At 24.1% G+C, this 23,463-nt stretch carries 20 protein-coding genes and 1 tRNA gene; 9 read left to right on the top strand and 12 right to left on the bottom strand.

The window, feature by feature from the left end:
- Nucleotides 1-82: 82 nt before the first annotated feature.
- A tRNA-Arg gene (locus SSDC_RS01375) sits at nt 83-154 on the top strand.
- 48 nt (nt 155-202) lie between these two features.
- Here the strand turns inward: SSDC_RS01375 and rpsA are convergent.
- From rpsA to gyrA, 3 genes are all read right to left on the bottom strand, one after another.
- Nucleotides 203-1,909 (bottom strand): 30S ribosomal protein S1, encoded by a 1,707-nt coding sequence (gene rpsA, locus SSDC_RS01370; RefSeq protein WP_020915531.1) that lies wholly within the window; start codon nt 1,907-1,909, stop codon nt 203-205.
- Between the two features lie 130 nt (nt 1,910-2,039).
- Nucleotides 2,040-2,708, bottom strand: coding sequence for a (d)CMP kinase (cmk, locus tag SSDC_RS01365; protein WP_020915530.1), 669 nt, complete (start codon nt 2,706-2,708; stop codon nt 2,040-2,042).
- A 68-nt stretch (nt 2,709-2,776) separates the two neighbouring features.
- Nucleotides 2,777-5,386: a DNA gyrase subunit A gene (gene gyrA, locus SSDC_RS01360; protein WP_020915529.1), complete on the bottom strand. Its 2,610-nt coding sequence runs from the start codon at nt 5,384-5,386 to the stop codon at nt 2,777-2,779.
- 321 nt (nt 5,387-5,707) lie between these two features.
- Between gyrA and ssb the strand changes: the two genes are divergently transcribed.
- The 4 genes from ssb (at nt 5,708) to SSDC_RS01340 (ending at nt 11,209) form a co-directional block, all read left to right on the top strand.
- Nucleotides 5,708-6,223, top strand: a complete 516-nt coding sequence (gene ssb / locus SSDC_RS01355) for a single-stranded DNA-binding protein (protein WP_020915528.1) — start codon at nt 5,708-5,710, stop codon at nt 6,221-6,223.
- A gap of 22 nt (nt 6,224-6,245) precedes the next feature.
- Nucleotides 6,246-7,742, top strand: a complete 1,497-nt coding sequence (locus SSDC_RS01350) for a cryptochrome/photolyase family protein (RefSeq protein WP_041193054.1) — start codon at nt 6,246-6,248, stop codon at nt 7,740-7,742.
- A gap of 482 nt (nt 7,743-8,224) precedes the next feature.
- The gene (locus tag SSDC_RS01345; RefSeq protein WP_020915526.1) at nt 8,225-10,375 is read left to right on the top strand and encodes an AAA family ATPase; all 2,151 of its coding nucleotides are present in this window, start codon (nt 8,225-8,227) and stop codon (nt 10,373-10,375) included.
- 12 nt (nt 10,376-10,387) lie between these two features.
- Nucleotides 10,388-11,209 (top strand): symmetrical bis(5'-nucleosyl)-tetraphosphatase, encoded by an 822-nt coding sequence (locus tag SSDC_RS01340; protein WP_020915525.1) that lies wholly within the window; start codon nt 10,388-10,390, stop codon nt 11,207-11,209.
- Here SSDC_RS01340 and ruvX read toward each other — a convergent pair whose 3' ends face one another.
- The 7 genes from ruvX to rpsF form a co-directional block, all read right to left on the bottom strand.
- Nucleotides 11,210-11,632 (bottom strand): Holliday junction resolvase RuvX, encoded by a 423-nt coding sequence (gene ruvX, locus SSDC_RS01335; protein ID WP_235443390.1) that lies wholly within the window; start codon nt 11,630-11,632, stop codon nt 11,210-11,212.
- A complete protein-coding gene (locus SSDC_RS01330) occupies nt 11,625-12,365 on the bottom strand; it encodes a YqgE/AlgH family protein (protein ID WP_020915523.1) in 741 nt (246 codons plus the stop codon). The genes ruvX and SSDC_RS01330 overlap by 8 nt, the downstream gene beginning before the upstream one ends.
- A gap of 154 nt (nt 12,366-12,519) precedes the next feature.
- Nucleotides 12,520-13,374, bottom strand: coding sequence for a 5'-3' exonuclease (locus SSDC_RS01325; RefSeq protein ID WP_020915522.1), 855 nt, complete (start codon nt 13,372-13,374; stop codon nt 12,520-12,522).
- Nucleotides 13,375-13,433: 59 nt separating this feature from the next.
- Complete coding sequence (gene sbcB / locus SSDC_RS01320; protein WP_020915521.1) at nt 13,434-14,888, bottom strand: exodeoxyribonuclease I; 1,455 nt, start codon at nt 14,886-14,888, stop codon at nt 13,434-13,436.
- A gap of 56 nt (nt 14,889-14,944) precedes the next feature.
- Complete coding sequence (gene rplI / locus SSDC_RS01315) at nt 14,945-15,400, bottom strand: 50S ribosomal protein L9 (RefSeq protein ID WP_020915520.1); 456 nt, start codon at nt 15,398-15,400, stop codon at nt 14,945-14,947.
- Nucleotides 15,401-15,417: 17 nt separating this feature from the next.
- Nucleotides 15,418-15,702: a 30S ribosomal protein S18 gene (gene rpsR / locus SSDC_RS01310; RefSeq protein ID WP_020915519.1), complete on the bottom strand. Its 285-nt coding sequence runs from the start codon at nt 15,700-15,702 to the stop codon at nt 15,418-15,420.
- A 71-nt stretch (nt 15,703-15,773) separates the two neighbouring features.
- Nucleotides 15,774-16,118, bottom strand: a complete 345-nt coding sequence (gene rpsF / locus SSDC_RS01305) for a 30S ribosomal protein S6 (RefSeq protein ID WP_020915518.1) — start codon at nt 16,116-16,118, stop codon at nt 15,774-15,776.
- A gap of 212 nt (nt 16,119-16,330) precedes the next feature.
- Here rpsF and dnaB point away from each other — a divergent pair, with 212 nt between their 5' ends.
- Nucleotides 16,331-17,689 carry a replicative DNA helicase gene (gene dnaB / locus SSDC_RS01300; RefSeq protein WP_020915517.1) on the top strand — a complete coding sequence of 453 codons (1,359 nt, stop codon included), beginning with the start codon at nt 16,331-16,333 and terminating at the stop codon, nt 17,687-17,689.
- A gap of 10 nt (nt 17,690-17,699) precedes the next feature.
- Here dnaB and SSDC_RS01295 read toward each other — a convergent pair whose 3' ends face one another.
- Nucleotides 17,700-18,074 (bottom strand): Mth938-like domain-containing protein, encoded by a 375-nt coding sequence (locus SSDC_RS01295; RefSeq protein ID WP_020915516.1) that lies wholly within the window; start codon nt 18,072-18,074, stop codon nt 17,700-17,702.
- A 371-nt stretch (nt 18,075-18,445) separates the two neighbouring features.
- On the opposite strand from SSDC_RS01295, the gene SSDC_RS01290 reads away from it, so the two are divergent.
- A complete protein-coding gene (locus SSDC_RS01290) occupies nt 18,446-19,621 on the top strand; it encodes a class I SAM-dependent methyltransferase (RefSeq protein ID WP_020915515.1) in 1,176 nt (391 codons plus the stop codon).
- Between the two features lie 18 nt (nt 19,622-19,639).
- On the opposite strand, the gene def is transcribed toward SSDC_RS01290, so the two are convergent.
- Entirely contained in the window at nt 19,640-20,140 is a 501-nt protein-coding gene (gene def / locus SSDC_RS01285) for a peptide deformylase (protein ID WP_020915514.1), read from the bottom strand.
- A gap of 222 nt (nt 20,141-20,362) precedes the next feature.
- Here def and tyrS point away from each other — a divergent pair, with 222 nt between their 5' ends.
- Together tyrS and lepA are read left to right on the top strand one after the other, a co-directional pair.
- Nucleotides 20,363-21,622: a tyrosine--tRNA ligase gene (gene tyrS / locus SSDC_RS01280; RefSeq protein ID WP_020915513.1), complete on the top strand. Its 1,260-nt coding sequence runs from the start codon at nt 20,363-20,365 to the stop codon at nt 21,620-21,622.
- Nucleotides 21,623-21,655: 33 nt separating this feature from the next.
- Nucleotides 21,656-23,458, top strand: a complete 1,803-nt coding sequence (gene lepA, locus SSDC_RS01275; protein WP_020915512.1) for a translation elongation factor 4 — start codon at nt 21,656-21,658, stop codon at nt 23,456-23,458.
- Nucleotides 23,459-23,463 lie beyond the last annotated feature (5 nt).

Below are 23,463 nucleotides of genomic sequence, written 5' to 3'. Positions count from 1 at the left end.
TAATTATGATTTATAAGTTTATAAATTATAAGTTTATAAATTAAATTTAATTAATTATTTTTATTTTAAATTATTTTTTAATGCGACCGTGGTCTAACGGATAAGATTACAGATTCCGATTCTGTTGATAGGGGTTCGATTCCCTTCGGTCGCACTTAAATAGAATAATAAATTAATGTTTTTATTGGTAAGATAAATAATATTATTTTATTTTTTCTAGTTCAGCTTTTAATATTAAGCCTAAATTTGTTGTACCGGAAATTGTGTTAGCATTAATGGATGTTAATAATTTTTTCTTTTTGATAACTTCTTTTTTTTTAAAAGACAGTTGAATATATCGTGTTTTATGATCAATATGATTAATAAGTACATCAATATTTTCACCTATTTTTAATTTTTTTTCATGTTTATTATCTTCTTCAGAAATACGTAAATAACCTTCTACTTCATTTGATAATTGAATAATTGCTCCTTTATTGGTATCAATAGACTTAATAATACCGTTTACTAATGAACCTTTATCATTTATATTAACATAATTATTAAATGGATCACCCTCAAGTTGTTTAATTCCTAAAGAAATACGTTCTTTTTCAACATCAATTGAAAGTATGATAGCTTCAATTTCATCTCCCTTTTTAAAATTTCGTATAATCTCTTCTCCTGGATCAGTCCAGGATAAATCTGATAAATGTATAAGTCCATCAATATTACCATCTAATCCAATAAATATTCCAAAATCAGTAATTGATTTAATTATACCTTTTATTTTCTCGCCTTTTTTGTGTATGATAGAAAAATTTTCCCAAGGATTATCTTTACATTGTTTCATTCCCAAACTAATACGACGTCTTTCTTCATTTATTTCCAATATCATAATTTCAACAGTATCATTTAATTGAACAATTTTACTTGGAGTAACATTTTTATTGATCCAATCCATTTCAGATATATGAACTAGGCCTTCAATACCTTTTTCAATTTCAACAAATGCACCATAATCAGTTAAATTAGTAACTTTACCCAATAAACGTGTTCCTCGTGGGTAGCGAAAAGATAATCCAATCCATGGATCAATTCCTAATTGTTTCATACCTAATGAAACGCGATTTTTTTCTTGATCATATTTTAAAATTTTAGTAGAAATATCTTGACCAATAGTTAAAATTTCTGAAGGATGTTTAACACGACGCCATGCTATATCAGTAATATGTAATAAACCATCAATTCCACCTAGATCTATGAAAGCCCCATAATCGGTTATATTTTTTACAACACCTTTAACAGTACATCCTTCTTTAAGAGTTTCTATTAGTTTTTGGCGTTCTTCTCCCATGGATTCTTCAATTACCGCGCGATGTGACAATACAACATTATTGCGCTTACGATCAAGTTTAATAACCTTGAAATCCATTGTTTTTCCTTCAAATGGGGTGGTATCTTTAACAGGGCGTATATCAACAAGTGAGCCAGGTAAAAAAGCTTTTAGACCATTTGTTAAAACAGTTAAACCACCCTTAACCTTTCCATTTATAGTGCCAGTAATAATTTCTCCAGATTCCATGGCTTTTTCTAAAGAAAGCCATGAAGCTAAACGTTTAGCTTTATCACGAGATAAAATAGTATCTCCAAAACCATTTTCTAAAGATTCAATTGCAACAGAAACAAAATCACCAATTTTAACTTCAAGTTCGCCATTATCATTTTTAAATTCTTCAATAGGGATAAATGCTTCGGATTTTAAATCTGCATTAATAATAACAAAATTACGATCTAAACCAATAACTTCAGCAGAAATTACTTCTCCAGATCGCATATCATGACGTAATAAAGATTCTTTAAATAAAGTCGCAAAACTATCTGGACCTTTTTTTGTAGAATCTTGATTAAGAATAATGGTAGTTGACATAATATATTAAAATATATTCAATATTTTTTTTAAATAAATAAATTTTTATGTAAAATATATAAGATTTAGGTTTGAAAAATCGATCTATTATTAAGAATAGTCGAATAATATTATAAAATAATTAATATTTTTAATTTTTTTTATATTTATACCAATCTAATATCTGATTTACTACTTGATTAATGTTCATTTTAGAGGTATTTAATAAATGCGCCTGTTCAGGGCATTTTAAAGGCGATAAGTTACGAGTTTTATCACGAATATCACGTTTTATCAAATTTATTAACAAATCACTCATGCTAACAGAAAAACCTTTTTGCATCAATTGTTTATATCTTCTTTTGGTTCTTTGTTTAATATCTGCTGTTAAGAATATTTTTAAAAAAGCATCCGGAAAAACTGTTGTACCCATATCACGTCCATCTGCCACTAATCCTGGAAATTTACGAAATTTCACTTGTATTTTAAATAATTCTTTTCGTATATTTTTAAATTTTGCAATTTTTGAGGCATTATTACTTACTTTTTCATTTCGAATTAATGTGGTTACATTAACACCATTCAAATATACTTCTTTACCTAAAAAATTGTAGTTCAGTTTTTTTATTAAAATAACTAATTCTAGTTCATTATCTAGTTGTACATTATTATTAATTGCAGATAAGGTAACTAATCGATATAATGCACCTGAATCTAAGTAATGAAAACCTAATTTCGATGCAACTAATTGTGCTACAGTTCCTTTTCCAGAGGCAGTTGGACCATCTATTGTTATAACTGGAATATATTTTTTTATCATTGTTATCTTACATAACTAAATTCAATTGAAATTTGATTAAATTTTTAATTTTTACAAAAATTCAAATTTTATATGTTATTATTTTTATTACATATGCTATTATTTTTATTATCTTTAATATCGTTTTCCATTACACGTTGTACTCCACATAATTTAGATTTATTTTCAACAGTTATTAAAATAACTCCTTGAGTAGATCTTCCCATTTTACGAATTTCTGAAACACGTGTGCGTATAAGAATACCTCCAGTTGTAATTAACATAATTTCATGATACCTATTAACCAATGTTGCCGCTACAACTTTCCCATTTCGTTTATTAGTTTTAATTGAAATTATTCCTTTAGTACCTCTATTGTGTTTTGTGTATTCTTTTATTAACGTACGTTTACCATAACCATTTTCGGTTGCAGTTAAAACTGATTGTTTTTGATTATTTGAGACTAATAAGGCTATAACTTTTTGTTTCTTTTCTAGCCTCATACCTATAACTCCCCGAGCCGAGCGTCCCATTGCTCGTACAGAATTTTCATTAAAACGTACTGCTTTACCAGAATCCGAAAAAAGCATAATATCATAACTACCATCAGTTAATGCTGCTCCAATTAAAAAATCCTCATTACTTAAATTAACAGCAATAATTCCAGATTTACGTGGATTACTAAAATTTGACAATAAAGTTTTTTTAACAATACCTAGACTAGTTGACATAAAAACATAATTATTTTTTGGAAAATCACGTTTATTATTAGATAAAGGTAAAATTACAGTAATTTTTTCTTTATTTTTTAATGAAAACATGTTAATAATTGGTTTACCTCGTGAATTTCGAGATCCCTGAGGGATTTGCCAAACCTTTAGCCAATATAATCTACCATAATTAGAAAAACATAAGATATAATCATGTGTATTAGCTATAAATAGTTGATTAATCCAATCTTCATCTTTTGTCATCATGGCTTTTTTTCCTCTACCTCCTCGTTTTTGTGCGCGATATTCAGAAATTGGTTGAGATTTGATATATCCTAAATTTGATAATGTAATTACCATATCTTGAGATGCAATTAAATCTTCCGTACTAGGATTTATGGCATTTAAAATTATTTCAGAGCGCCGTATATTTTTTTTATGGCTTCCATATTTATTTTTAATTATATTTAGTTCATCAGTAATTATTTCTATAATTCGTTTTGAATTAGATAATATATCTGTTAAATCTATAACTTTTTTTATAACGTTTTCATATTTATTAATTATTTTTTTTTGTTCCATATTAGTTAAACGTTGTAAAGGCATCTTTAAAATTTCTTGAGCCTGTATATCAGATAATTTATACATATCATTATTTTGTAATTTAGATATGTTATTAATTTTTGAAATAGTATTATAATTTTTTTTATTAAAACCAATTATTTTACTAACATCAGGTAAATTCCATGTAGATTCAATAATTTTATTTTTCGCTTCTTGAGGTGTGGATGTTGAACGAATAATCTGTATAAAATTATCAATGTTTGTTAATGCTATCGTTAATCCTTCTAGAATATGAGCGTACTCACGCGCTTTACGTAATTCAAAAATAGTCCTTCGTTTTATTACTTCTTTACGATGTAAAATAAAATAATAAAGTATTTCTTTTAGGTTTAATAATTTAGGCTGTCCATTAACTAATGCTAACATATTCATACCAAAGGTATTTTGTAACTGAGTTTGTTTATATAATTTATTTAATACTATTTCTGGTATTTCATTTCTCTTCAATTCAATAACTATACGCATCCCAGATTTATCTGATTCATCTCGTAAATTAGAAATACATTCTAATTTTTTTTCCTTAACTAATTGAGAAATTTTTTCTAATAATGATTTTTTATTAACTTGATATGGAAGTTCATCAATAATAATTGCTGTGCGATTTTCTCTATTAAATTCTTCTATATGAGTTTTGGCTCGTATTATTACACGACCTTTTCCAGTATAATAGCCATCATGAACACTAGATAATCCATAAATAATACCTGCTGTTGGAAAATCAGGAGCTGGAATTATCTTGATTAAATCATTAATTGAGCATTCTGGATTATGTAAAACATATAATACACCATCAATAACTTCTGTTAAATTATGAGGAGGTATGTTAGTCGCCATACCAACAGCAATACCAGAAGAACCATTTATTAGTAAATTTGGAATACGTGTTGGTAATACAGATGGTTCTTTTTCTTTTCCATCATAATTTGAAATAAAATTAATAGTTTCTTTATCTAAATCAATAAGTAATTCATTAGAAATTTTATTTAAACGACATTCAGTATAACGCATTGCCGCAGCACTATCCCCATCTATAGAACCAAAATTACCTTGTCCATCTACTAATGTGCAACGTAAAGAAAATGATTGTGCCATTCTTACTAAAGCATCATAAATTGATACATCACCATGAGGATGGTATTTTCCCATAGTTTCCCCAACAACTCGTGCACATTTTACAAAAGGACGATTCCATAAATTATTCATTTCATGCATAGCAAATAATACACGTCTATGAACTGGTTTTAATCCATCCCGCACATCTGGTAATGCTCTCCCAACAATTACACTCATCGCATAATCAAGATAACTTTTACACATTTCCTCTTCAAGTAAAATAGAAATTACTTCTTTAGCAAATTGATTCATTTATAGTATAAAATATATGTTTATAGATAATTAAATAAAAATTTTTATAAATTTTTAATATAAAATATTTTAGTATAAAATCTAGATATTATTTAAGAAAATAAATTTAAAAAATTTTTATTTACAAAAAATTTTTTAATTTTTTATTAATATAAGTATATAATAAAGTAATTATTATTATATATGAAAAGAAGAAACATATAATAATTTTCAAAAATATAAAATAATTTTAAAAATAATTATAAAATAAATATATTTTTTATAGAATTTAATAATGTTAAAATTGTATAATTATCAAAATAAACAACTAAATATAAAAATATGGCCTCTGTAAATAAAGTAATTATTATTGGTAATCTTGGTCGAGATCCTGAGACACGTTATATGTCTAATGGTGATGCCGTTACTAATGTAAGCATTGCAACAACAGAAAATTGGAGAGATAAAAATTCTGGAGAAAAAAGGGAATTAACAGAATGGCATCGAATTACTTTTTATCGTAAACTAGCGCAAATTGTAAAACAATACTTAAAAAAAGGATCACAAATATATATAGAAGGACGTTTACAAACACGAAAATGGACTAATAAGGAAGGAGTTGAAAAATATATTACAGAAGTTATTGCTGATAACATGCAAATGTTAGGTAGTCGTAAAAATACAAATGAAAAAAATATTTCTAATAATTTAGAAAATAATTTTTTTAATATAATGTCTGCACGTAAAAATTATACTTCAAATACTAATAACGAAAAAGAAAAATCTAAAGAAAATTTTAAAACACAACCACTGCCTATATCTAATTTTTTAGAAGCAGATGATGATGTTCCATTTTAATTATGAATAACATTTTTATTATATAAAAATTTTTAAAAAAACTTTATTTTGGTTTCGTCGTGATCTTCGTATACAAGATAATACTGCGTTATATTATGCGTTACGTCAAAGCATGGAGGTATATTGTGTATTCATATTTGATAAAAATATCTTAGATCCTTTACGTTCTCAAGGTATTATTGAGGATCGTAGAATTGAATTTATATTTAAAAGTATTATTGAACTAAGTATTAATCTACAAAATTATGATAGTGATCTAATTATACGTTATGCTATTGCCTCAAAAGAAATTAAAAAATTAGTTATAAAGCTAAATATTGACGCAGTAATGATAAATCATGATTATGAACCTCAAGCAATAATACGTGATAAATTAATTAAAAAAGAATTAAAAGTAATAGGATGCAAATTTTTTAGCTATAAGGATCAAGTTATTTTTGAAAAAAATGAAATTTTAAATAAAACAGGAAAACCATATTCTATATTTTCTTTTTATCAAAAAAAATGGATAGAAAAAGTTAAAAGTAATAAATGTTATTTACAATCTTATCCAGTTAACTCTTATCTAAATAATTTAGTACATTCTTCTAAATTACATAAAATAATTAATAATAACATAATTTCATTAAATGATCTTGGATTTTGTAAAAGTAACTTATCTTCCCTAGGTATTAAAACAGGAGCGTCTGGAGCAAAAATATTATTAAATAATTTTATTAAAAAAATTAAAAATTATAATATAAATAGAAATTATCCTTCTATTAATGGAACTTCTTATTTGTCTATACATTTAAGATTTGGAACAATATCAATTCGAAAATTAGTAAAACTAATTTTTAAATTCATAAAAAAACATTATAAAACTGACTGTATTGGATATTTTACATGGTTATCTCAGTTAATATGGCGTGATTTTTATCAAATGATTTTATATTGCCATCCAAATGTAGTAAATAAATCTTTTAAAAAGGAGTATGATAATATTCTTTGGGAAAGTGATAACTATGCAAAAAAAAATTTTTTAAATTGGTGTAAAGGGTATACTGGTTATCCATTAATTGATTCTGCTATTATTCAATTAAATTCAAGCGGTTATATGCATAATAGATTAAGAATGGTAACTGCAAGTTTCTTAATAAAAAATATGGGTATTAATTGGAAATGGGGAGAAAATTATTTCGCAAATAAGTTAAATGATTTTGATTTAGCATCTAATAATGGTAATTGGCAATGGTCAGCATCTTCTGGTTGTTCTTCTCAACCATTTTTTCGTATTTTTAATCCAATTATTCAATCTAAAAAATTTGATTATCAAGGAATTTTTATTCGTAAATATCTTCCACAATTATCAAAATTATCAAATAAATATATTCATTCTCCCTGGAAAGCAAGTTCTTATAAATTAGAAAAAGCTGGAATTATATTAGGAAAAAATTACCCAAAGCCTATTTTAGAACACAGTTTATCTAAAAAAAATATTTTAAAACGTTATAATTTTATTAAAAAATATCCTAAATAGAAATTAAAAATAAATCTATTGTAAATTGTAAAAATAAATTTAAAATTAGGAGAGTTAATATATTCTAATAAGTAATAACAACAAAATTAGAAGAATCTTTAGTTTATACTCAAAATTTAGTAATTAATAATGATAATTTTTATGTATAATTTTTACATTTATTTTTTAAAAAAATTTTTTCATTTTTTGTCTTGTAGCATTTTGGTTTAAGTATACTTTGTTAAAAAATTAATTAATTTACGGCTTATTTACTTAAAATATTTAGAGATAATTATAAAACAAAAATTAGAAAAGAATTAATATATTAGATAAAATATTAGATAAAGTAGAAAAAAGATATTATAAAAATTATATCTCAAGTGTAAATAATTTTATTTAGATTTTTTTGAGTAAATCACAGGCTGAAATCTTATTGCGTAATTATAATTTAAATTATAAATTTTTAAAAAACAATTTTTTTAACTCTAAAAGGAAAAAATATTTTGTCACAACAGGATGAAGAACACATAGGGTATTTAAAAAAATACACAATAGATTTAACTGAAAAAGCTAGATTAGGAAAATTAGACCCTGTAATTGGGCGTGATGATGAAATTCGACGAGCAATACAAGTATTACAAAGAAGAAGTAAAAATAACCCTGTTTTAATCGGAGAACCTGGAGTAGGTAAAACAGCTATTGTAGAGGGATTAGCTCAACGAATTATAAATGGAGAAGTCCCTAATAGTTTGTTATCAAAAAAAATTTTATTACTAGATATAGCTTTATTACTAGCTGGAACAAAATATCGTGGAGAATTTGAAGATCGCTTAAAAAAAATATTAAAAGAAATATCTAATAATCAAAAAAATATTATAATTTTTATAGATGAATTACATACTATGATTGGAACAGGTAAAGTAGAGGGCTCTATAGATGCTGGTAATATGCTGAAACCAGAATTATCTCGTGGAGAACTTCATTGTATTGGGGCCACCACACTTAATGAATATCGTCAATATATAGAAAAAGATGCAGCATTTGAGCGCCGTTTTCAAAAAATTTTAGTAGAAGAGCCTGATATCGAGGAAACTATTTCAATTTTACGGGGATTACAAAAAAAATATGAAGTTCATCATGGTGTTGAAATTACTGATCCTGCTATTGTAGCAGCGTCAGAATTATCATATCGCTATATTAGCGATAGATTTATGCCAGATAAAGCTATTGATTTAATTGATGAAGCTGCAGCTAAAATTAAAATTGAAATAGATTCTAAACCAGAAATTATGGATAAATTAGAAAGACGATTAATTCAACTGAAAATAGAGCATGAAGCTATAAAACGTGAGTATGATGAATCATCAAAAAAAAGATTATTACTTATTAAAAAAGAAATTAATAAATTAGAAATTAAATATGCTAATTTGGAAAAGATATGGAAATATGAAAAAACCTTAATAAAAGATAGTCAACAGATTAAGGAGGAAATTGAAAAAGTACGCTTAAAAATAAACAAGGCTACTAGAAAAAGTGACTGGCAAACTGTATCAAAATTAAAATATGGAGAATTAAATAAATTAGAAAGAATATTAAAAGAAAAATCACAAAAAGATATACAATTACCTAATAACGCAAATAAATTTACTTTACTCAAAACTAAAGTTGGATCTGAAGAAATAGCTGAAATTGTTTCACGTACCACAGGAATACCAGTGTCAAAAATAGTACAAGTAGAACGTGAAAAATTATTAAATATAGAAAATTTATTATGTAAAAGAGTTGTTGGTCAAGATGAAGCAATTTCAGCGGTTTCAAATGCAATTCGACGTTCTCGATCTGGTTTATCTGATGCTAAACGTCCATATGGTTCTTTTATGTTTTTAGGTCCTACTGGAGTTGGGAAAACAGAATTATGTAAAACATTATCCGCATGTATATTTAATAATGAAGAATCAATAATAAGAATTGACATGAGTGAATTTATAGAAAAACATTCTATTTCTCGTTTAATTGGCGCACCTCCAGGTTATATTGGATATGAAGAAGGAGGTTATTTAACAGAAATAGTTCGTAGAAAACCATATAGTTTAATTTTATTAGATGAAATTGAAAAAGCAAATTCAGATGTCTTTAATATATTATTACAAATACTAGATGATGGTCGTTTAACAGATAACCGTGGTCGTACTATAAATTTTAGAAATACAATTATTGTTATGACATCAAATCTTGGATCTGATAAAATTAAAGAGATGGAAAAGGGAGATAAAGAAATTATAAAATTAGCAGTAATGAATGAAGTAAAAATATATTTTCGACCTGAATTTATAAATCGTATTGATGATATTATTGTTTTTCGTTATCTTAATAGAAAAAATATTCTTTCTATTGCGAATATACAATTAAATATTCTAAAAAATAAATTATTAAAAATGAATATGGATCTTAAAATTAGTAAAGCGGCATTAAAAAAAATTTCTAATATAGGATTTGATTTAATATATGGAGCCCGTCCTTTAAAAAGAGTAATTCAACAGAAAATTGAAAATCCGCTTTCTAAATTAATTTTATCTGGATATTTTGTAGAAAAAGATACTATATATATTGATATACAAGATAATATCTTATCTTTTAATAAAAATAAAATTTAATTTCAAATATTTATGAAAACAACTTATGCTATAGGAGATGTTCATGGTTGTAAAAAATCACTTTCTATACTTTTAAAAAAAATTCATAAAAAATCTCCTGAAGCTAATTTTATATTCTTAGGAGATTTAATTAATAAAGGTCCCCAATCTTTAGATACTCTACGAATGGTTTATTCAATGAGAAATTATGCTAAAATAGTTTTAGGAAATCATGAAATACATTTATTAGATGTTTTAATTAATATTAATAAAAAAAGTAAACTTGATACTTTTGATGATATTTTAGATGCTCCAGATAAAAAAAAATTAGTATCTTGGTTGCGTACGCAACCATTAGCTATATATTATAAAAAATATCTTATGATCCATGCTGGAGTAGCTAAACAATGGACAGCTCAACAAACTATAAAATTATCTCATCAAGTGGAAAAAATATTAAGAACATCTTATTGGAAAAATTTATTTTTTAAATTATATAATCATAATTCAATAAATTGGGATAATCATTTACATACAATACATTTAAATACAATAGATAAATTACAATTTATTATTAATACATTAACACGCACAAGATTTTGTAAAATAGATGGAACAATAGAATTTATAAAAAAAAATATAAAAAATAATAATTTTCAAAGTAATTATATACCATGGTTTGATTTGCCTAATAGGAAAACAATTGATATTACTGTGCTATTCGGGCATTGGTCAACTTTAGGATTAATAATGAAACCTAATATCATTTGCTTAGATACTGGTTGCGTTTGGGGTAACAAACTTACAGCATTATGTCTTGAAGATCGTTCAATAATTCAAGTAAATAATTTTTAATTATAATTTTTCATTAAAATATTGTTGTAATATAAGAGCGGCTGATTGAGAATCTATATATTTTTTACGATAATTTTTAATTATAATTGATGAATAATTTTCGTTAATCATAAATGTTTTAATTGAATAACGTCCATATAGTTGATTAGCAAATCGCTTACATCTGATTGCTACTTTATGTTTTTCAGAAGTCATATCAATATATGTTGGAAAACCAACCACAAAATACTTTGGTTTCCACTTTTCTACTAATTTAGAAATTTCATTAAATTTTGCTTTATTAGTTATCGAATGAATAATTTTCAAAGGTTTTGCATGTTTTATTAAGGTATTTCCAAATGCAATTCCTATTCTTTTAAATCCAAAATCAAAACCAAATATAATTTCAATATTAGGAAAAGATTTAATTAAATTATTAGACATATCCATATTGATTGCTTAACATTAATGGGTTAACTCCTAATAATTTTACTGCAGCAAAAAATCGTTGTTCACATGGAACATCAAAAATAACTTCAGAATTAGCGTCAACTATTAACCAATGATTATTCATAATTTCCTCCTCTAATTGACCAGCCCCCCATCCTGAGCAACCTAAGCTTATTAATAACTGGGATGGTCCGTCTCCTCTAGAAAAGGATTCTAATATATCTCTAGAAGTAGTCAATGAAATGTCAGAAGCTATATTTAAAGTTGAATTAAAAATTGGTGATTTTTCATTAGTAATATTATGTAACACAAAACCTCTATCAATTTGAATAGGACCACCAAACATAATAGTTTTTGTTGTTTTTTCTAAAATAAATTCTTTTGTATTTGGAACTAATTTTAGTTTTAAATTACTATCGTTATCTAATAAAATATTTATAGTCATATCAGTTGGTTTATTAATTATGATACCAAATGCACCATTTGAATTATGTTCACATAAATATACTACTGCTCCATCAAAAAATGGGGTAGAAAAACCAGGCATAGCAATTAAAAAATGATTAGTTAAATTAAATAACGACTTAGCATCACTACAATCAATATCATAATTTTCATCAGAGATATTATCATCATGATTTTTTAATGGTATACTTAATGTATTATTATTAATAGCGTTAAGAACGTCAACTTTAGATGATAATATTTTTTTTTTTTGTTTAGTCATAATATTTTTATATGATTTAAAGTGAATTAAATAATTCTAAAATTCTATTTTTTTAAAAAAATAGTAAATTAAGTTTAAATTAATGATATTATTGCACATTTTTAAAAATGTAATAAATATTTAAATATTAATTAGTATAAAATAAGTAAATTTTTTAATGCATCAAGAAATTTAGCTTATTTAACTTATATTTATTAAATAATTGCATTAATAATTTTTCATCTTTAGGTTGAAGAATTAAAGATTCTGGAATTGATACTATATTTTTAGTAAGATCACAGTCAGTTTTTATTGTTAATAATTTTTTTAATTTTGGTAACCAATTTAATGCAAATCGTAAATTTTTTCCAATTACACCTTTAATGTTATTGGCATTATTTATAATATTTTCTAAAGAATTATATTGATTTAATAATTTAACAGCTGTTTTAGGTCCAATTTTTTTAACACCAGGTAAGTTATCTGACATATCACCTATTAAACTAAAATAATCAACAATTTTTTCTGGTGACACACCAAACCTAGAAATAATAGTTGTACGATCATGTATTTTATTATTATTAATAAGAGCAATTTTATTGCTTACTAATTGCGCCATATCTTTATCATTAGTCGAAATAATAACTTTTAAATTATGTTTAGTAACAGCCTGTTTAGCAAGTGTTCCAATTACATCGTCAGCTTCAACTCCTTTTATTATTAAAATTGGCCAACCTATTGCTTTTATCATTTGATGAATTAGATTGATTTGTAAAATTAAATTATATGGCATTTTTTTTCGCGTAGCTTTATAAGATGGATATAAAATATTTCTAAAATTTTTTCCTTTTGCATCAAATATGCAAGCAATGTAAGTTGCCCTATAATTTTTATATAATTTACGTAACATTTTTATTGTACCATATAATGCGCCAACTGGAAAATTATCTATATTTCTTATATCAGGTAACGCATAAAACGCTCTATATATACAACTAGAACCATCTACTAATAACAAGGTATTTTGCATAATAAAATTATCAATAATTTAAGAAAAAATAATATAAAAATTAATTAAATTATTAATCATCATATTTTTTGAGTAATACTTTTTCCATACATCAATAATGCATTTAATATTTTTGTATCATGTTCATTTGCTTTTTTTAATAAAGATTCTATTTCTAAATAAAACATATTTATGTTATAAAGATTATTTTTTTTATTATAAAATCGAGAAATACGATATTTCTTCCAGCGCTTTAATTCTTTATAAGATAATGTTTCTATAAAATTTCTTGCTCGATAAAGAAAAATTAACTCTTCTAATTTTTTATTTTCAAAACAAAAATTAACATTAGATAATTTTTTAGGAGACATGGATCTTAAAATAGCTAATTTAAAATTATCTTTTTTACTAATAAAATTATTATATAATTCCTCATCAATATTTAATTCTAAATCAGAATTATTTATTTTATAATCTAAAAAAATTTTCTTCCAAATATAAGTATTATTTAATATAGATGAGGCACATTTTATGTTCTTAAAAGCACAATTTAAATCGAATTTATAACGAAACATTAAATTTGATGATAATACTTTTAAATTACTAATTACTATTGGTGATCTATTTAGATGAATCATGCTTATTGGTATATCTTCTTTGAAAGAATTCTTTTTAAAACATAAATAATCTCGAATTTTATTAATATCATTTAATAAAAATTTTTTAGGATCATGTAATAAATTCCAAGTAATTAATATATTTTTATTCATTGGATGTATGCAAATAGGCCACATAAGAGAAATATAACTATGTTTAGAAGAAAACATATGAGTAATATAAAAAAATGGACGAGCAATTGGCCATCCTATTTCCGCTAAAACATATTTTTTTTTTCGTAATGATAAAATAAAATTAAACAATCTAGGATTATTATTACGTATTAATCTAGCTAAACCTAATGTAGCACGAACATCCGATAAAGCATCATGGGCTTTTTTGTGTGATAAATTATTAACAAAACTTAAATGCTCTAATTTAAAACTTGGTTTACCATTATTCTTATATGGCCATGTTATTCCATATGGACTTAATACATAAAAAGCTTTTATTACATTAATTAAATCCCAGCGACTGCAATTATTTTTCCATTCTCTTTCATAGGGATTAATTAAATTTCTCCAAAACATAAATCGAGTAATTTCATCATCAAACAAAATTGTATTATAACCAACACTAATCGTACCTGGTTTTAAAAAAATTTTTTCAATAATAGATGCAAATTTATACTCTGGTATACCATTATTTAAGCAAAATTGAGGGGTGATTTTTGTAATTAAACAAGCCCTTGGATCAGGTAAAAAATCAGGAGCTGGTTTGCAATATAACATAATTGGATTATCAATTGTATTAAGCATAATATCAGTTCGAATTGCGGCAAACTGAAATGGCCTATCTCTTCTAACATTTAAACCAAATGTTTCATAATCATACCAAAGAAAAGTAGAATTTCCATCTATCATAATTTTTTGTGCCAAAAATTAAATAATTTTTAAATGTTTTTATAATATAGTTATTTTAATTTTTATAATTTTTAAGTTTTTATTTCACTAGAAACAGAAATCATTTTATTAATTTTTAATTTACTATGTAATAGTATATCTATATAATAATTTCCAATTTTTTTAATTGAATTATTTGGTAATTTAATTTTATTTTTTTCTATTTTTAATCCTTTTTTTTCAAGTTCTTTGACAATATCAGAATTAGTTACAGAACCAAATAATTTTCCATCAACCCCAGATTTTTTAATAATATTTATATTTAACTTTTTAATTTCTTCTCCTATTTTTTTAGCATTTAAAAAAATTGTAAAAGCAGTTTTTTCTAATTTAATACGTTTTTCTTCAAATTCTTTAATAACAAATTTTGTTGCATGTCGAGCTTTATTTTTTGGAATTAAAAAATTACGTGCATAACCATTTTTTACTTTTATAATTTCACCCAATTTTCCTAAATTAGGAATATCTTTTAATAAAATAACTTGCATATTTTTCCTTATAAAAGTTATCTATTATGTAAATCAGTATACGGCAATAACGCTAAAAAACGAGCGCGTTTAATTGCTTTATCAACCTGGCGTTGATAATGAGAACATGTTCCTGTTAATCTGGCTGCCATAATTTTTCCATTTTCTTGAATAAAATCTTTTAATGTTTCAATGTCTTTGTAATCAATTTGTTTAATGTTCATTACGGTAAATCTACAAAATTTTTTTCTTTTAAAAAGTGGATTTTGTTGTTGACGTTTTTGTTTAAATCTATTTTTATTATTTTTTTTGCCAAATATCATTTTTAAAACCTCTTATTATTTTATAAAAAATATTTTATTATATTATCTTAAATAAAAAAATTAAAAATTTATTATTTTTGATCACTTTCTTTTTTCTGAATAAATCTTAAAAAAGATGATTCTTCAGTTTCAACTTTTTTAGTTTTTATTGTTAAATATCTTAAAATTGCATCATTAAATCTAAAACTTGTTTCAATTTCCAATAAAGTTTTTTTATTAATTTCTATATTAAAACATATATAATGTGCTTTTATTACTTTTTTTATTTGATAAGCTAAAGATCGACGCCCCCAATCTTCTAAGCGATGTATTTTCCCCTTTCCGGAAATTATAATTTTTTTATAACGCTCAATCATATCTGGAACTTGCTCACTTTGATCTGGATGAACGATAAATATAATCTCATAATGACGCATATATATACTCTCTTGAAAAATTAAATAAATAACAATTATAATTGTTTAAGTATTGAAAATAACCATACGTTTATAATAAAACAAAAAAATAATTCAAAAAAATATTTTATTTTTTAAATTAAATAACTATTTATAATAACTTAATTTTAAAATTTAAAAAAAATAATAAAAAATAAATTTTTAAAATTATTTCTAAATTAATATTAGTATATATGCTTGTACCATTTAATACTGAAAATAAAAAATTTCGTGTACCACCGCATTCTATTGAATCAGAACAATCTGTTTTAGGAGGATTATTACTTGATAATACTGCTTGGGATAAAATTGCAGATTGTTTAAATTCAGATTATTTTTATCGTTATGATCACAGATTAATTTTTAAACATATTATAAAATTAATTAATTCATCACATCCAGCGGATGTTATTACTGTATTTGATTCATTATCCAATACTGGTAATGCTGAAGAAATAGGAGGTTTATCTTATTTAAATTCTTTAGCGCAAAATATACCATCAGCCGCTAATATTCGACGTTATGCTGAAATAGTTAGAGATAGAGGAATATTAAGAAAATTAATCACAGTTACTGATGAAATATCTAGTCAAGCTTTTATTTCTAGAGGGAAAGAAGTAAAACAAATATTAGATGAAGCAGAATCAAAAATTTTTTCAATTGCAGAAAAAGAAATATGTATAAATAAAGGTTTTCAACAAATTCAACCATTATTAAATCGGGTTATAAAACGTATTAATAAATTACATAATAGGGGTACTAATGATAATGATGTTACTGGTATTTCAACTGGTTTTTTTGAACTTGATAAAATAACATCTGGATTACAACCTGGAGACTTAATAATTGTTGCAGGAAGACCTTCTATGGGGAAAACTGCTTTTTCTCTCAATATAGGAGAGCATATTGCAATTGAAAATAAATTACCTGTTGCTATATTTTCAATGGAAATGAGTGGAATTCAATTAGCTATGAGAATGCTTGGTTCAGTTGGAAAATTAGATCAACATAAATTAAGAACTGGTCGTCTTTCTAGTGATGATTGGCCAAGAATAAATGATTCAATTAAAAAAATTAATAAATCTCAATTATATATTGATGAAACCCCATCTTTAAATGTAATAGAATTACGAGCAAATTCAAGACGTTTATCTAGACAATGTGGAAAAATTGGTGTAATTATAATCGATTATTTACAATTAATGTCCGCAAATTCTAGAGGAGAAAATAGAGCAACTGAAATTTCTGAAATTTCCAGAAATTTAAAGGGATTAGCTAAAGAAATTAATTGCCCAATACTTGCTTTATCACAATTAAATCGTTCTTTAGAGCAACGTCAAAATAAACGTCCTATAATGTCAGATTTACGTGAATCTGGTGCCATTGAACAAGATGCTGATGTTATTTTATTTATATATCGTGATGAAGTTTATAATCAAAATTCAGCTGACAAAGGTATTGCCGAAATTATTGTTAGTAAACAGCGTAATGGTCCAATTGGTAATATTAGACTAACTTTTTCTGGTCAATATACTAAATTTAATAATTTTTAATGATTATTTTTCAATCTAAAATAAGAGCTAACATTGCTTTAATATCATCAGATACTAAAATATTATAAGTACGACATGCCGCTTGATTATTCATACATTCAATTCCAATATTTTTTTGAGTTAAAATATAAGTTAATTTTGGATGAATAAAATGTTGAATATTACCAGTTCCTAAAATTACTACACTTGGATTAAATTTAGAAATATGAATAAAATCTTTTTTAGTAAGAAAATTATATTTATTTATAGACCAAAAAATAGGATCTATTTCTGGTGATACTAAAAAACTTTTTGTATAAAAAATTCCGTTTCTAAATTTAACACCATAATTAGTATAAGCAACAATAGTTTGATGTTTTGTATTTATAATTTTTTTTAATTCCATTTTTTTATATTGATTTAATTATAATTTAAATTTTAATAGTTTTATACAAACAAAATATAACATAAAAGTAATTAATTTTAGATAGGTTTCATGTTCTTTAGAAAAGATTGTATAATTTTAATATTATTAGTATAATTAAATTTACACGTAATTTATGAATTACAGAGTGTTTATAGAGGGTGTTAATTATAAATTCCATTTATAAATTATGTATTAATTTGTTGTTTATTTTAATAAATTATGTATTAATTTGTTGTTTATTTTACTATTTTTATAAAATTTCTAATATATTTAAAATATTATTTTTTAATGTTAAAATTTCTAATATCTAATATATTAATAAAAATTATCTAAAATTTTAAATTTTTAAAATGCATAATACTATTATCTCTAATAAGGATATATTTCATTCTAATTTATTAAAAAATTTAATTATAAAAGATATATACGAAAAAAATGGTTGGATTTCATTTAAACGATATATGGAACTAGCTTTATATGAAAAAAATCTAGGTTATTATAATAATAATTCTATTAAATTCGGTGAACATGGTGATTTTACAACAGCACCTGAAATTTCATCATTTTTTGGTATAACATTAACTAAATTAGCAATAGAAATTTTTGAACAAACTGAACCTATAATAATAGAATTTGGATCTGGTAGTGGAAAATTAGCTAAAGATATTCTTACTGCATTTAGTTTATTTAATATTAAACTTAAAAAATATATTATTATTGAAATATCTCCTAAATTGCGTAATAGACAAAAAAAAATGTTAATTAATTTTACAAATGTAGAATGGCTGAATAGTTGTCCAAAGAATTTTTCTGGTTTAATTATATTAAATGAAGTATTAGATGCTATGCCAGTATCTTTAGTAAGAAAAGGTATAAATTATTGGTATGAAAGAGGCGTTACATGGATTAATAATAAAAAAAAAGGAAAATTTGTATTTAAAGATCGTCCTTGTGATTTAAATTTTATTAAACAAATAACTAATGCAAAATTTCTTCCAATTGGATATTTAACAGAAATACATTCAGTTGCTATAAAATTTATAAAATCATTAGCAAAAACATTAATAAATAACAAAAAAAATCAATCAAAAAATAATAGTGTATTAATTTTGTTGATAGATTATGGATTTCCATCTCATGAATATTATTTAGATCAAAGATCTCAAGGGACTTTGATGTGTCATTATAAACATAATATGCATTTTGATCCATTTTATTTACCTGGTTTACAAGATATAACTTCTCATATTGATTTTACAGCAATTGCAAAAATAGCAACTGATAACGGATTAGATTTATTAAATTACACAAGTCAATCTGGATTTTTAATAAATTCTGGTATTTGTAGTATTTTATCTCAATTTATGCTTAAAAATAATATTTTACAATATTTAAAAAAAACCAATAGTGTAAAAAAATTAATTTCTTTAGGAGAGATGGGAGAATTATTTAAAATACTAGTATTAGGTAAATATATAAAATTTCCTAATAAATTTTTACGATACGATCGAAGTCATCGTTTATAATTTTATAAAATTTAAATTTTATTTTTTAATATTTTTCAAAAATTTTTTTATAATTCTTTCTTTTTTAAAATTAGATAAATATTCAATAAATATTTTTCCATTTAAATGATCTATTTCATGTTGCAAACAAATTGCTAACAATCCTTCAGCTATTATTTCAAACATTTTTCCTTCAATATTTAATGCATGTACTCGAATACGTTTAGATCGTTTTATTTTATTAAATATCCCAGGTAATGATAAACAACCTTCATTATAAATTTGTTTTTCCTTGCTATACCATATAATTTTTGGATTTATAAAAACCTGTAATTGATTATTATTTTTTGAAATATCTAATATTAATAATTGTTTATGTATATCAACCTGTGAAGCAGCTAAACCAATTCCCATAGCATGATACATAGTTTCTGTCATATTAAAAATTATTTTTTTTAAATTTATATCAAACTTTGTAATCGGTTCTGCTATTTTTTTTAAACGTATATCTGGATAATAAATAATAGGTAATAAAGTCATATTTATGTAATAAATTTAAAATTTTTCTCTTTTATATATTTAAAAAAATTTATTAATTAATTCTTAGGGTATAATAAATTTAAATTTATATCAATTTAATTTTCAAATGAATAATTAAATAATTTTAAACTATTAATACACAAAAATTTTTTAAAATTTTATATAAAAATGTGATAAAAATTATTAATAAAAAATTTTTTAAAAATAACTAAATTATTATGAATGAATTCTAAATTAAAATATAAAATTAAAAATAACTCTTCAATAAAACCTTTTCTTATATCTGATAAAATATTTAATTCATTAGAAATAATTAAAAATGGCACTAAAGAATTATTATTGGAAGAAGAGCTTATAAAAAAATTAATACGTTCTGAAAATACAAATAAACCTTTACGTATTAAACTTGGATTTGATCCAACTAGTCCTGATATACATTTGGGACATATTATAGTTTTAGATAAATTGCATCAATTACAAAATCTAGGTCATCAGGTAATTTTTTTAGTTGGAGATTTTACTGCAATAATTGGTGACCCAACTGGAAAAAATATTACTCGTCCATTATTAACAGATGAACAAATTAATTTTAATGCGCAAACTTATTTTTCACAAATTTCTTTAATATTAGATATAGAAAAAACTAAGATTTGTTATAATTCTAAATGGTGTAATAAATTAAGTGCAAAAGATATTATTAAATTAACATCTTGTTATAATGTAGCTCGTATGATGGAAAGAGATGATTTTACAAAAAGATATAAAAATGGAATATCAATCTCAATACATGAATTTTTATATCCTCTAATTCAAGGTTATGATTCAGTGGCATTAAAATCTGATCTTGAATTAGGAGGAGTAGATCAAAAATTTAATTTATTAATTGCTAGAGAAATACAAAGAAATTATTTTCAAGAACCCCAATGTACTTTAACAATGCCATTATTAGAGGGTTTAGATGGAATTCAGAAAATGTCAAAATCCAAAGATAATTATATTGGTATTACTGAGCCGAGTAATATTATGTTTGCTAAAATAATGAGCATATCTGACTCAATGATGTGGCGTTATTATGAATTAATACTTAAATATTCCTTAAATACTATTTCTAATTTTAAAACAGAAATTATTGCCGGAAAAAATCCTCGTGATTTTAAGATTATTTTAGCTAAAAAAATTGTAACTCGTTTTCATTCAAAATCTGCGGCTAAAAATGCTTTATATGATTTTATAAAACGTTCTAAAGGTGAGATTCCAGATAATATTCCGGAATTAGAAATACATGGTGCACCATTTTATATTGGAAATTTACTTAAAAAAATTAACTTATGTCCCTCTATTTCTAGCGCACTAAGAATGATTGAGCAAAGGGGAATTCGCGTTAATGGAGTTATAATTAGTGATAAAAATTTACAATTAAATAGTGGTACTTTTGTATTACAAGTTGGAAAACGTAAGTTTATCCGAGTAAAATTACTATAATTAATATTTATAATTTTCTAAAAAATAAAAAAAATGAAAAATATACGAAATTTTTCTATTATCGCTCATATTGATCACGGAAAATCAACATTAGCAGATCGTATTATTCAAATTTGTGGAGGATTATCTACTCGAGAAATGGAATCTCAGGTTTTAGATTCTATGGATATTGAACGAGAAAGAGGAATTACTATAAAAGCCCAAACCGCCGCTTTATCATATAAAGCAAAAAATGGTTTAATTTATAATTTAAATTTAATAGATACACCTGGTCATGTTGACTTTAGTTATGAAGTTAATCGTTCATTATCTGCATGTGAAGGAGCTCTATTATTAATTGATGCAACTCAAGGAGTTGAAGCTCAAACTGTTGCGAATTGTTATATGGCAATTGACATGAATGTTAAAGTAATACCGGTATTAAATAAAATTGATTTACCTAATGCAAATATAAATAATACTCTTTTAGAAATAGAAAATATAATTGGAATTAATTCTAAAAACGCAATATTTTGTTCCGGTAAAACTGGTTTTGGTGTTTTAGAAATATTAGAAAATTTAATTTATAGAATTCCGTATCCTAAAGGTAATATTAATGCTCCTTTACAAGCTTTAATTATTGATTCATGGTTTGATAATTATGTTGGTGTAGTAATGTTGGTTCGTGTGATTAATGGTAAATTGCATATTAAAGAAAAAATTTTATTAATGTCCAATGGTACAAAGCATTTAGTAGAGAATATCGGAATTTTTACTCCAAAATCATATCAATGTTTATCATTATCAGCGGGACAAGTTGGTTTTATTGTGGCTGGAATTAAAGAAGTAAAAATAGCAAAAGTTGGAGATACTATAACATCAGCAAACTTTCCATCTTTAAATGTATTACCAGGATTTAAAAAAGTTCAACCACAAGTATTTTCTGGATTATTTCCATTAAAAAATAATGAATTTAATATCTTAAAAAAATCATTAGAAAAACTTAAATTAAATGATTCAGCATTAAAATATAATATAGAAAAATCTCAAGCATTAGGTTTTGGATTTCGTTGTGGATTTCTTGGTTTATTACATATGGAAATAGTTCAAGAAAGATTAAAAAGAGAATTTAATATTGATTTAGTTACTACTGCCCCAACTGTAATTTACAAGGTTTTAATGAAAAATAATACTATATTAATGATAGATAATCCTTCTCAAATACCAGAAACAGTTAAAATTTTAGAAATTCAGGAACCAATTGTTATAATTAATTTATATACACCAAAAGAATATGTTGGGGTTATTATGAAATTATGTATCCATAGAAGAGGTATACAAATTAATATAGATTATCATGGTATGCATGTAAAATTAACATATGAAATTCCTATGTCCGAAATAATATTTGATTTTTTTGATACTTTAAAATCTATTTCTCATGGTTTTGCTTCTATGGAGTATGAATTTAAAGAATATCGATCTTCTGATGTTGTTAAGCTTGATATATTAATAAATAATGAAAAAATTGATGCTCTTTCGAGTATTTCACATCGAATTAATAGTAGACACAAAGGAAAAGCTATAGTAGATAAAATGAAAGAATTAATACCAAGACAAATGTTTGATGTAACTATTCAAGCCACTATTGGATCAAATATTATTGCACGTGAAAATGTAAAATCTTTACGAAAAAATGTACTTGCAAAATGTTATGGAGGAGATATTAGTAGAAAAAAAAAATTACTTGAAAAACAAAAAGCAGGAAAAAGAAATTTAAAACAAATAGGTGTTGTTGGGATACCTAAAGAAGCTTTTTTAGCGATATTAAAGATAGATAAAAAAAATAAATTTTAAGTTAA

Source organism: Candidatus Profftella armatura (genome assembly GCF_000441555.1).
Lineage (GTDB): Bacteria > Pseudomonadota > Gammaproteobacteria > Burkholderiales > Burkholderiaceae > Profftella > Profftella armatura.
Note: the sequence above shows the minus strand (reverse complement) of the source record. Positions and strands in the feature narration are given on the sequence as shown.

What these genes read in the sequence shown, in the direction of transcription:
- tyrS (WP_020915513.1), top strand. Translation starts at nt 20,363, where the DNA reads ATGAATTCTAAATTAAAATATAAAATTAAAAATAACTCTTCAATAAAA.
- def (WP_020915514.1), bottom strand. Translation starts at nt 20,140, where the DNA reads ATGACTTTATTACCTATTATTTATTATCCAGATATACGTTTAAAAAAA.
- SSDC_RS01295 (WP_020915516.1), bottom strand. Translation starts at nt 18,074, where the DNA reads ATGGAATTAAAAAAAATTATAAATACAAAACATCAAACTATTGTTGCT.
- gyrA (WP_020915529.1), bottom strand. Translation starts at nt 5,386, where the DNA reads ATGAATCAATTTGCTAAAGAAGTAATTTCTATTTTACTTGAAGAGGAA.
- SSDC_RS01330 (WP_020915523.1), bottom strand. Translation starts at nt 12,365, where the DNA reads ATGACTAAACAAAAAAAAAAAATATTATCATCTAAAGTTGACGTTCTT.
- SSDC_RS01325 (WP_020915522.1), bottom strand. Translation starts at nt 13,374, where the DNA reads ATGCAAAATACCTTGTTATTAGTAGATGGTTCTAGTTGTATATATAGA.
- ssb (WP_020915528.1), top strand. Translation starts at nt 5,708, where the DNA reads ATGGCCTCTGTAAATAAAGTAATTATTATTGGTAATCTTGGTCGAGAT.
- rpsF (WP_020915518.1), bottom strand. Translation starts at nt 16,118, where the DNA reads ATGCGTCATTATGAGATTATATTTATCGTTCATCCAGATCAAAGTGAG.
- rplI (WP_020915520.1), bottom strand. Translation starts at nt 15,400, where the DNA reads ATGCAAGTTATTTTATTAAAAGATATTCCTAATTTAGGAAAATTGGGT.
- SSDC_RS01290 (WP_020915515.1), top strand. Translation starts at nt 18,446, where the DNA reads ATGCATAATACTATTATCTCTAATAAGGATATATTTCATTCTAATTTA.
- dnaB (WP_020915517.1), top strand. Translation starts at nt 16,331, where the DNA reads ATGCTTGTACCATTTAATACTGAAAATAAAAAATTTCGTGTACCACCG.
- SSDC_RS01340 (WP_020915525.1), top strand. Translation starts at nt 10,388, where the DNA reads ATGAAAACAACTTATGCTATAGGAGATGTTCATGGTTGTAAAAAATCA.
- rpsR (WP_020915519.1), bottom strand. Translation starts at nt 15,702, where the DNA reads ATGATATTTGGCAAAAAAAATAATAAAAATAGATTTAAACAAAAACGT.
- ruvX (WP_235443390.1), bottom strand. Translation starts at nt 11,632, where the DNA reads ATGTCTAATAATTTAATTAAATCTTTTCCTAATATTGAAATTATATTT.
- lepA (WP_020915512.1), top strand. Translation starts at nt 21,656, where the DNA reads ATGAAAAATATACGAAATTTTTCTATTATCGCTCATATTGATCACGGA.
- rpsA (WP_020915531.1), bottom strand. Translation starts at nt 1,909, where the DNA reads ATGTCAACTACCATTATTCTTAATCAAGATTCTACAAAAAAAGGTCCA.
- cmk (WP_020915530.1), bottom strand. Translation starts at nt 2,708, where the DNA reads ATGATAAAAAAATATATTCCAGTTATAACAATAGATGGTCCAACTGCC.